Annotated in this window: 11 protein-coding genes; 4 read left to right on the top strand and 7 right to left on the bottom strand. The window is 58.2% G+C overall.

Annotated features, from left to right (window positions below):
* The coding region (locus BM131_RS19450; protein ID WP_139222683.1) for a winged helix-turn-helix transcriptional regulator at positions 1 to 217 on the bottom strand (217 nt) is incomplete at its 3' end.
* Positions 218 to 231: 14 nt separating this feature from the next.
* On the opposite strand from BM131_RS19450, the gene BM131_RS20130 reads away from it, so the two are divergent.
* Both BM131_RS20130 and BM131_RS20125 read left to right on the top strand, forming a co-directional pair.
* Complete coding sequence (locus BM131_RS20130) at positions 232 to 882, top strand: hypothetical protein (RefSeq protein WP_139222735.1); 651 nt, start codon at positions 232 to 234, stop codon at positions 880 to 882.
* 286 nt (positions 883 to 1,168) lie between these two features.
* Positions 1,169 to 1,540: a hypothetical protein gene (locus BM131_RS20125; RefSeq protein WP_139222734.1), complete on the top strand. Its 372-nt coding sequence runs from the start codon at positions 1,169 to 1,171 to the stop codon at positions 1,538 to 1,540.
* Between the two features lie 147 nt (positions 1,541 to 1,687).
* Here the strand turns inward: BM131_RS20125 and BM131_RS19440 are convergent, their stop codons facing one another.
* From BM131_RS19440 to BM131_RS19420, 5 genes are all read right to left on the bottom strand, one after another.
* Positions 1,688 to 2,248, bottom strand: coding sequence for a metallophosphoesterase (locus BM131_RS19440; RefSeq protein ID WP_090192105.1), 561 nt, complete (start codon positions 2,246 to 2,248; stop codon positions 1,688 to 1,690).
* 213 nt (positions 2,249 to 2,461) lie between these two features.
* Positions 2,462 to 3,691 (bottom strand): Fic family protein, encoded by a 1,230-nt coding sequence (locus tag BM131_RS19435; RefSeq protein WP_090192103.1) that lies wholly within the window; start codon positions 3,689 to 3,691, stop codon positions 2,462 to 2,464.
* Positions 3,692 to 3,781: 90 nt separating this feature from the next.
* Positions 3,782 to 4,987: a 3'-5' exonuclease gene (locus BM131_RS19430; protein ID WP_245754342.1), complete on the bottom strand. Its 1,206-nt coding sequence runs from the start codon at positions 4,985 to 4,987 to the stop codon at positions 3,782 to 3,784.
* A gap of 13 nt (positions 4,988 to 5,000) precedes the next feature.
* A complete protein-coding gene (locus BM131_RS19425) occupies positions 5,001 to 5,849 on the bottom strand; it encodes a hypothetical protein (RefSeq protein WP_090192102.1) in 849 nt (282 codons plus the stop codon).
* Between the two features lie 208 nt (positions 5,850 to 6,057).
* Complete coding sequence (locus BM131_RS19420; RefSeq protein ID WP_090192100.1) at positions 6,058 to 6,324, bottom strand: hypothetical protein; 267 nt, start codon at positions 6,322 to 6,324, stop codon at positions 6,058 to 6,060.
* Positions 6,325 to 6,578: 254 nt separating this feature from the next.
* Here BM131_RS19420 and BM131_RS19415 point away from each other — a divergent pair, with 254 nt between their 5' ends.
* Entirely contained in the window at positions 6,579 to 7,121 is a 543-nt protein-coding gene (locus BM131_RS19415; RefSeq protein ID WP_090192098.1) for a recombinase family protein, read from the top strand.
* Positions 7,122 to 9,257 (top strand): SF1B family DNA helicase RecD2, encoded by a 2,136-nt coding sequence (recD2, locus tag BM131_RS19410; RefSeq protein ID WP_245754341.1) that lies wholly within the window; start codon positions 7,122 to 7,124, stop codon positions 9,255 to 9,257.
* Here recD2 and tnpC read toward each other — a convergent pair.
* Positions 9,204 to 10,061: IS66 family transposase (gene tnpC / locus BM131_RS19405; protein WP_139222733.1), on the bottom strand; the 858-nt coding region annotated here is incomplete at its 5' end. The two genes, recD2 and tnpC, sit on opposite strands and share 54 nt — an antisense overlap.

Here is a 10,061-nt window from a genome sequence, read left to right as displayed (position 1 = left end):
CGGCCTCCGTCTTCAGCCACCCGGTCAGCTTGTCGGCGAACGGATCGAGCTTACTTTGCCGCTCCGGCGTCGTGAACTGCGGCTCGATCGTGCCCGCGTTCAAATATTTGGTGATGGTATTGCGCGACATGCCCGTGCGACGCGCGATCTCGCGGGTCGATAGTTTCTCGCGCAGTGCCATACGTCGAATGATGTTCAAAAGTCCCATGTGTATCACTCCAATGTCCCCCATTGCGCATCGCGCTGGAGGAAAGGTCACATGGCTCAAATCTCAGTGGAAATTATCCGCTTACCCGGCTCACTTCTGCGTGGAAATCTACACGTTGTTTACAGGACGCGCAGATACGCAGCCTAGAACAGAAAAATAGAGATCTCTCGCGTCGCAACACCGGTCTGAATGGTGAAAACAGAAACTTGCGGCAATCACGCGACTTACTTGATACGAAGCTCGCCGACGAACGCGTCTTACGCCGCACGATGACAGAAAAAGGGACTGACATTACCCGTCGCATGACCCAGCGCACGACACGCGGCATCACGGCGAACTTTGGAAGCATGGCGGCAGAAGCAGTGCCCTACGTGGGTATCGCAGTCATCATTGGTGTGACCTTTTACGAAGTCCGCGATGCTTGTCTGACGATGAGCGACATGCGGGAACTCAGCGACATGTTTGGAACGCCGTCCGATGGCGACAATCGCTATTGTGGCTTTACACTTGATGAGTTTAAGAATGCCGTTTTTGATTTCGGCTCCAAGGTGGACTGTTCCAATCTGAACATGCCTCCCGAGATGGTCGCACAGTGCCAAGAACGGCCGACGATCGATAGCACTTCTTCACTCGTTCCGCCCACTGGACATATCGAAGCCCCTGCCCGACCTTGACGTTCTGTTGCCAACTGCAGCCCAAACAGGGCCCAGAGCAAGGTCATCCCGACTCGACGGCCGGCAAGTGCGGGCTAACGGGAAGAGTGGCACCACGGATGGCGATGTCCTCAAACCGCACCGGTTTGAAATTCCAGACATCCAGGCCGACGTTTACGCAGTTCCTATGGCCCTGCCAGTTGTAAGGTAGCGCCGAGTTTTGAGTAACTTGCTCGATAAGACAAATAGGGGCACCCTTTAGTGAACGGTATCTCAATTGTGAAATATCGTTTTTTTGGAGGTTACGATGAAGGCTTATTTAGTCATTACCGCGTTACTTCTTACAGCATGTGCTGGTCCAACCGTTGTTGCGCCGCCGCAGGCGTTCAACGGACAAATTACGAATCAGGCCGAATTTTCCACTATTGTCGGCCGAAGACTGACCCTTGGCGACGATTTTGTCGTAATTAACGCAGACGGAACATTCGCCGGTAATTACGGTGGCGTCGAAACTTTCGGGACTTGGGAGTTCCGAGACGGTTACTTTTGCCGCACCGTGACACAAGGTCCGTCTGGTCCTGATCCAGAGAATTGCCAGATTAATATTCTCCAGGGCAATACTTTAACTGTGAAGACGGATCGTGGGGCGGGCCGCACAGTCGTCTATACCGTGACTTAGAATTGAATCTGAAGGCCAACAGGGCCGCCCTCAAAGCGGCTCTGTTGCATAGCGTCTTACCGTCCGGGGCCAATCAGTTGTTAACCCTACCGAGCGGGCGTGCCGCTGCCGATTTTGGTCACTACCATGCATCAACTAACCGCGTCATCACGCGGAATATGGTTCGACTTCAGTCCAGTGCGGGCTAACAGGCAAAGCAGCACCTCGCGCAGCGATGTCCTCAAACCGCACCGGCTTGAAGTCCCAGACGTCCACCCCGACGTTCACGCAGTTCCGATGCCCCTGCCAGTTATCGTGGACGTGGCCAAACATCATGAGGGCGTCGCGGCGCGCATGGTTCCACGTCAGCATCGGATAGTGGCACAGGGTGTGAATCTGGTTCTTCGGTCCGTCGCGGACTTCGACCAGTGGCGTGACCGTGTCCCACGGCAAGGACAGCACCAGATCCTTGTCATGGTTGCCGGTGACGAGATGTTTGCGCCGACCTGGCAGCAAGCCGAAAAGGCTGTCCAGCCAGTCGCGGCTCTTGGCGCGGGGTCCCATGGCCAAGTCACCCAGGATCCACAGATCATCCTCAGCGCCGACGCTGGCCTGCAGATTGTCCAGCAGGACTTGCTCCATGTGCGCAGTGCTGCGGAACGGACGATTGCAAAACTTAATGATGTTATCGTGCCCAAAGTGGGGATCGGCCGTATACCAGTTAACCATGTGTTGCTCCTGTTCGTGAAAAGGGATCACGCAGGTGGCAATGGTTCTTTGGGGGTGATGTCAGGTCACGCGCATGGCCAATGCCACCCGCGATGCGGGTGTCTATAAGCGTGGAGGTATGACGCGTGCATAAGACATGCGCCGACACTACGGGCGATCAATCGGTCAGGCAATGACGCATGTCAGACTTCACACTTCACATGCCGTGCCCTGTCAAAGCGGCGGCGGAGGCGGCGGAGCGGGCACGATCGGCGCGGCATCAGTGAACAGGTTCGGAAACAGCCGTTCGCGGTAGTCCAAAGGAAAGGCGACACGCAGGGCGCCCTTCGGTGTCGCAGACTTTAAAAACCCGCCGCTGATCAGTTCGCCAAGGTCGCTTCGTGCGGATCGTTCCGAGGCACCAGTTACAAAACGTGCATCTCCACGTGCCATCTCACCATGACGGAGAACATGCGCGACCAACTGGGGAAGACGCTGCTTGCCTGGGTATAGATCCGCGATCAGTCTGGTATAGCGCTCCTGCAAAGCGTTCAGGTCGAACATGGCCTCGGTAAAGCGGATCTGGTCCAGCATGACGGTTAGGAACCAGCCCGTGAAAGACGTCAAAGTGCTAAGTGACAGGTTTCCGCGACCGTCACGGTCTCCGCGACGCGGCTGATCCGCAGCATCCATGTGCTCTTTGTATTCGGCAGGATCCCGCAGCCCTCTGGCCAGCCCGCGACTGATCGACCATAGGCCATGCCCACCAATACCTGCGGCTTGGCACATCGCATGGGACATGAGCCGGCTGACACGGCCGTTGCCGTCGAGGAATGGGTGAATGTAGTTCAACCGGTGATGGGCTGCCGGAATCGACAAGATCCGGCCTGTGGGGCCGCTGGTCAGTCCACGATAGCGCAGGGCGAAATGATCTATGAACGCCGGAATGCGGGACGCCGACGGTGGCAGGTGGCGCCCCACCGACACTTCTTCGCCCGCAGCACGGAAGGCACCGGGAATGATCTCCTTGCGCTGACCGTCGTGTTCGGTGAAGCGCAACTCCTCCGGCATCGCGTCGTAGAACCGTCGATGCAGATCGCAAATGAAGGCCACCGAGGTCGGCTCTGGTAAATCGCCTCGGGACGAGGTCTCGTCGATCCAGGCCTGGACGCGCACATGCGCCGCGGCCTCTTCTGCGAGGGGGCGGTCCTCTACCTCATCCAGACGACCGGCCAATGCCGCCTCGATATCGCGTGGACGCGTGTTGTGGCCTTCGATGAGATTCGAATAGTAGGCGTTCATGACCCTGGTCATCGCGCGAAGCTCCGCAGCGCTGTCAGGATGAAGTCTTCGGCCGAGGGCCTCTGCCGAAGACCTTATCTCCAAAACAAGATCAATCAACGCAACTGGAATCGTTTCCTCGATACCGCAGGGTTCAATACGTGCCGGTGTTTCGAGGACCATCTTGCCGATCTTTCGTCAGAGATTTAGACTTATATTGTGTATCTTAACGAGTGCTTTCGCAAGTTGTTGCCGGTCATGATTGCCGATCGTTCACTCTTCGATCAGACGATAGTCTTCGCCCTCGTCCGCAAATGCACCAAAAGCTACAACCGCTTGCCCTGCCTCAGCATGCAGGATGACCTCCGCTGCGGCCCGCGCATCCTCCCCCGCATCGTGATGTTCGAATGACAGGCCAAGGTAGCCCTTCAACGAAGCCAGACCGTGTCCCCCATTGCCTTTGCCCTTCAACTCTGGCCAGGCCTGTCGTGCAACCTGAACGCTGTCTTTCCAGATCCACTCAGGAGTGGGCAGATTTTCTGCCTGACAGGCTTTCGCGACGGCACCGCGGTCAAAGCTGGAGTGCTGGTAAATCACATAGTCCCGCAACGCCTCAACGAGAACGGGAAGGACCTCCCGAAATCGGGGTGCGCCCCGCACCGTTTTGGCGCTGATCCCGTGCAGATAGGTGAAATGCCAGCGATCGACCTCGGGGTCGACATAGGTCACCCACGTCTCGATAGAATTATCGGGCCGAACACAAGCGACGCCGATCTGGCAGATGCTGCCGCGGTCGTTGTTTGCGGTCTCCACATCAAGAGCAACGAAGCGGAATGGCCCTTTGGGGAAAGGCGGGACATTCCGAGCACCGACGGGTGGCTTCAAAGCAATTAGGACTGGCCTTACCGCCCCCTTTGACTGTCGCTGTCTCTGTCTCTGACGGTCCAGCGCAGCGAGGACGTCCACCCCATAGCCAAGCTTGGCAATGACGGCATCGACCAAGTCTTCCGGTTCATCATAGACGTCCATTGCACGACGATTCCAAGCCACGGCCTCGGCCGGAGCCAGAGCAATGACTTCTCGCTCAAGGCCCGCGATGTCAGAATTGTCCGGAAGTGGCATCCAGACTGCGCGGCAGTATTCTGCAATGAACGCATTGCGCAGTGTCTTGGCGATATCCCCGTCCGCAGCCGTCGCGGGATCGTTCCGCTTCCGCCACATCCGGCCGGTGTTATACATCCGGGAAAAGTAGTGGCTGCTGTCTTCCGAGCCGGTGCGGTGGCGCTGATGGATCCGCTTGTAGAAGGTTTCGGCAGCGGCGGACGTTGAGCCGATATATCGCAGACTGCCATGATGATCGACGAGACCGTAGATCCCGCGCTGGTCCTTGGGCGCGAGCGCTGTCCGCTCTGGCGTTGCCCGCAGGAGATAGGAGAGAACGTCCAAGGCGGACATAGTTGTTTGGCAAAACGTGTTCATTAAAAACCCTTTCTTAATTGCGCGCCAGAATGGCTTCGACAGCCCGGCCAGAAAACAATGGGACCCCAACCTCCAGGCAGGTTGCGAGACGAGCCAGCGCATCAAGGTCACAGGAAACGTCAGCCCCTGAAATAAGGGCATCAAGCCACGGTTCATCAACATTGGCATCGTGCGCCAGTCTTTGAGTATCGATGCCGCGCAAATCCATGAGGGAGATCAGTGCCGGCCGGAAAGGGCGGTAGATGAATGCATCAATGGCCGTCGCGATCTCTGACGTGATCATCTCGCTGTCGAATTCCAGCGTTGGCACGTATCCCCGTCGGCGCCGAAGCCAAGGCTCGGCAATATCCACGCTGACGCATGCAGGCTTGCCCTCGGTGCGAATACCGTCGGCGCTCAGAGCCGTGCGCACCGCCGTCTCACCAATGTCGGCCAGCAATGCGAGCTCACGGATGGTCAGCGAAGAATCTTGTCGCAGCGCAATGCGTGCCATCATCATATCGAAGGTGCGACGCAGCGAACTGTCCTCAATTGCAAGAGGGGTCAGCTCTCCACCAAAGCTGCATCGCGCGGCACCTTGGCTAAAGATTTCAAGATCGTTCCAGTCATCGTCCGTGAATGCAGTGCGGGCTTTGGTATCACCCTCCTGCAGGCCGAAGTCATAAGCAGCTTCTATTTGGCGCGCGATGTGAAAGCGTGTCAGGTCGATCTTCGCGATGTCGTTACGAAATCCCCCAGGCATGCTGCCAAGCGAATATTCGTCCAAACTCATACCGAGATACGCTTCTGCAAGCTCAGCTTCTCCGCTGGACAGCAGGATTTGACAAGCATTTCCCAAGAGCACCTCCCGCAATTCGTTCATTACCGTCGTCTTGTCGACAGGACGGAGTGAGGTGGTGGTCCGGCGACTCATGTGCTCTCTCCGAAGCGCTTGTCACTCTGATTTGATGTATGTGCGCTTCTGCTCGCCGGCCTTGACGAAAGATGCGCCCGACCAGTTGAAGTCGCGTGGGACAGGCCGAATAGATGGAATGTGTGATTCAACGGTTTAAATCCTTTTGCGAAAATATTCAGTGAATGTGGCGACGGGTTGCGCGTGCGACAGTGACGACGCAGTCGCCGGCAGCGATGAGGTAGGCACCCGCATATCGGCGCAGGCGACCGACTTCGGTTGCTGTCAGCACGTCTGCCGCAAGGTCGAGAGCCTGACGATCGAGGCGAAGGCCGATGAGTCCCCGCGATGGGTAGTCCGTCCCAAAATCAAAGATCGCCTCGATCACCGACACGGGGATAGATCGCTGGATGGCGCGGTGCGTGGCATGCTGTGACAAGTGCATCTTCACTCCTTTTAGTATGTATATGTATATCCAATATCTTCTTCTCGTTTATTCAAACAGCTTCGTCAACAAAAATATGATTAGTATATAAAAGTATATTTATCAGCACACCGCGCCTTTCGGTCCGGTATGGAAGAGAAGGACCGCCTAAAACGGTCGTTTTTGTCCCAGCCCCCTGCCCCTCGCGATTTCAAAGGGTTGACCTGGACAAAACCCCCTGACAAAACTGATCACGTTTTGGGAGGTTTTTGTCCATGATTTTAGGCTACGCTCGGGTCTCAACGAAGGACCAGAACCTCGACGGCCAACGCGACGCGCTCTCCGCTGCTGGGGCGGAACGCATTTTCGGAGATACGATCACAGGAACCGCCCGATCCCGTCCAGAATTAGACCGGATGATGAAGGAGCTCCGAGATGGGGACGTTGTCGTTGTCTCTAAATACGATCGTCTGGCCCGGAGCCTGAAAGACCTTCTCGAAATCGTCGACCTGATCCGGGCTCGCGGTGCCGGGTTCAGGTCCATCGGGGAAGACATCGATACGACCACCCCTGCCGGACGGCTGGTGTTTCACGTTTTCGCATCGATCGCCCAGTTCGAGCGAGAACGGATCGTTGAGCGGACGAAGGAAGGTCTGGCAGCGGCCAGGAGGCGTGGCAGGGTCGGTGGCAGGCCCCCTGCCCTCTCGACCGCCCAGAAGGCTGAGGTCAGGCGTATGAGGGATGAAGAGCATCGGCCTATCCCGGAGATCGCCGCCCTGTTTAAGGTGAGCGCGAAGACAATCCGGCGGGTGGTTTGATTGCGCACGGGATCGGGACCTGACAGCACGACGGAGGTCCTCTCCGGGCTTGTGGAGCGGGTTACCTTCCACATTGAGGAGAGCGGCTTTTGTGTTCTGCGCGTAAAGGCCCGGGGCCACCGGGACCTCGTGACCACGGTGGGGCATGCCGCGATGATCTCTGCGGGGGAATGGATCACCGCCTCCGGGGTCTGGCTCAACGACCGGAACCATGGGCTCCAGTTCAAGGCGCATTTCCTAAAGACGTCTGCTCCATCCAGCATAGAAGGGATAGAGAAATACCTCGGGTCCGGCATGATCAAGGGGATCGGGCCGGTCTACGCCAAGCGGCTGGTGAAGATGTTTGGAAAGGACGTTTTCGACATCATCGAGGAATCACCCACTCGGTTGCGCGAGGTGGAGGGGATCGGTCCCAAGCGTGCGGACAAGATCACCGCTGGATGGGCGGATCAGAAGGTGATCCGGGAGATCATGGTGTTCCTTCATCAGCACGGGGTCGGCACGGCCCGGGCGGTGCGCATCTTCAAGACTTACGGCACCGACGCCGTTCAGGTCATGAGCGAGAACCCTTATCGATTGGCTAAGGATATCCGCGGCATCGGGTTCCGGACCGCCGACCTCATCGCCGAGAAACTCGGAATCGAGAAGACCGCAATGATCCGGATCCGGGCCGGCATTTCCTTCGCGCTGACCGAGGCGATGGGGAATGGACACTGCGGGTTACCCCGAGCGGAGCTGATCGGTCTAGCTGAAAAACTTTTGGAGGTCCCTGCCCCACTGATCGAAACCGCGCTGTCCGAAGAGCTGGTGGAGGAGACCGTCACGCTGGACCGGGTGGGCGATGCGGAGTGCGTCTTCCTGACGGGGCTTTATATGGCCGAGCGCGGTATTGCAGAACAGATCAAGCGGATCCGGTCAGGTCCCCTGCCATGGTCCGAGATCGATGCAGACAAGGCGCTCCCTTGGATCGAACAAAAGACAGGGCTCACACTTGCTGCCAGCCAGGCCGAGGCGGTCCGGCTGGCGCTGCGGTCGAAGATCATGGTGATCACGGGTGGTCCAGGCGTGGGCAAGACCACCATCGTCAACTCGATCCTGCGCATCCTCGCTGCAAAAAGGGTGAGCCTGCTCTTGTGCGCTCCGACGGGTCGGGCGGCCAAGCGGATGACGGAGGCCACGGAGATGGAAGCCAAGACCATCCACCGGCTTCTGGAGTTCGACCCGAAGTCGTTTAGGTTCAAGCGCGGCCTTGAGAACCCGCTTGAGTGTGACCTCCTCGTCGTAGACGAAAGTTCCATGGTTGATGTGCTGCTGATGCAGTCACTCCTGAAGGCCGTTCCGGACCATGCCGCCCTCCTCATCGTCGGTGATATCGACCAGCTCCCATCCGTGGGCCCGGGTCAGGTCCTTGCCGACATCATCGGCTCCGGTGCCGTGCCGGTCGTCCGTCTGACCGAGGTGTTCCGTCAGGCAGCTCAAAGTAAGATCATCACAACAGCGCACGCGATCAACGCCGGGCGCATACCGGACCTCGCGCCACCAGATAGCCAAGCGGATTTCTACTTCGTTCCGGCCGCCGACCCGGAACAGGCGGTGTTGCGCATTGTCGAACTGGTCTCCAAGCGCATCCCGAACCGGTTCGGTTTTGACCCGATCCGGGACATCCAGGTCTTATGTCCGATGAACCGGGGCGGCGTCGGGGCCCGATCCCTGAATATCGAGCTTCAGGCGGCCCTGAACCCGGCCGGAGAAAAGAAGGTCGAGCGGTTCGGCTGGACCTTCGCGCCCGGCGACAAGGTCATGCAGATCGAGAACGACTACGACAAAGACGTCTACAACGGCGACATAGGCATGATCGAGGATGTCTATCTGGACGAGGGGGAGGTCGCCGTAAACTTTGATGGGCGAACCGTTACGTTTGTGTTCGGCGAACTCGACACCCTGGTGCCAGCCTATGCCGCCACAATCCACAAGAGTCAGGGCTCAGAATACCCCGCCGTGGTCATTCCCATGATGACCCAGCTCTACGCGATGCTCCAGCGGAACCTGATCTACACCGTAACCACTCCATTGGTACCGCGGTTATGCAGCCTGGCTATTTTGCAAAGCCATCGGCGTCCAATTCCACGGCAGTAGTTCATCCAACCGGTTGATCTTGTGATCATGGATGCGGTCGAGGATGTCAGCGAGATAGGCTTGCGGATCAAGGCCGTTCAGCTTGGCGGTTTCAATGATCGTCATGGCGCGTGCGAGTGTTTCCGCACCGGTGTCCGCCCCAGCAAACAGCCAGTTCTTTCTTCCGATTCCGATCGGGCGCAGTGCGCGTTCCGCCGGATTGTTGTCGATGGCCACACGGCCGTCTGTCAGGAACAAGCTGAATGCCTCTCGGCGATTGAGGCCATAGCGGAAAGCCTTGGCGAGATTGCTCTTGCCCGGAATGCGCAGGAGCTGCTGCTCGGACCAGGTAACGAAAGCCTCAACCTTCGGCAGGCTATGCTTTTGACGTGCCGCGTGACGGACGTCAGCAGGCTGACCACTGATGTCGCACTCAATGTCATAGAGCTTGCCGATCCGGTCGAGCGCCTCGCGGGCGATCTCGGACTTGGTCGATGCCCAGAAGTCGTGGAAGTCACGGCGCAGGTGCGCCCAACAGGCCGCCTCGCGTAAACGGGGGGTGCCGTCAGGCTCTGGCTCATAAAGCTTAGCATAGCCCTTGTAGCCGTCAGCCTGAAGGATGCCGCGGGCGCTGGCCAGATGGCTCAGGACATGCTCTTCCTTCCAGTCCTGTGCGAACCGATAGACGGCCCCGGGCGGGCTTGATCCAGCCCAAGGGCGCTGGTCGCGCACATAGGCCCAGATCCGGCCCTGCCTGACGCCTTTACCAAGCCCCTTGTCGCGCAACGACCGGTCCAGCACACGGATCGGCGTGTCATCTGCGTG

It is taken from the genome of Loktanella salsilacus, assembly GCF_900114485.1.
Taxonomy (GTDB): domain Bacteria; phylum Pseudomonadota; class Alphaproteobacteria; order Rhodobacterales; family Rhodobacteraceae; genus Loktanella; species Loktanella salsilacus.
Note: the sequence above shows the minus strand (reverse complement) of the source record. Positions and strands in the feature narration are given on the sequence as shown.

Coding starts and splice junctions, on each gene's coding strand:
- BM131_RS19435 (WP_090192103.1), bottom strand. CDS start 3,691: ATGGTCCTCGAAACACCGGCACGTATTGAACCCTGCGGTATCGAGGAA.
- BM131_RS20125 (WP_139222734.1), top strand. CDS start 1,169: ATGAAGGCTTATTTAGTCATTACCGCGTTACTTCTTACAGCATGTGCT.
- BM131_RS19440 (WP_090192105.1), bottom strand. CDS start 2,248: ATGGTTAACTGGTATACGGCCGATCCCCACTTTGGGCACGATAACATC.
- BM131_RS19415 (WP_090192098.1), top strand. CDS start 6,579: ATGATTTTAGGCTACGCTCGGGTCTCAACGAAGGACCAGAACCTCGAC.
- BM131_RS19430 (WP_245754342.1), bottom strand. CDS start 4,987: ATGAACACGTTTTGCCAAACAACTATGTCCGCCTTGGACGTTCTCTCC.
- BM131_RS19420 (WP_090192100.1), bottom strand. CDS start 6,324: ATGCACTTGTCACAGCATGCCACGCACCGCGCCATCCAGCGATCTATC.
- BM131_RS19425 (WP_090192102.1), bottom strand. CDS start 5,849: ATGAACGAATTGCGGGAGGTGCTCTTGGGAAATGCTTGTCAAATCCTG.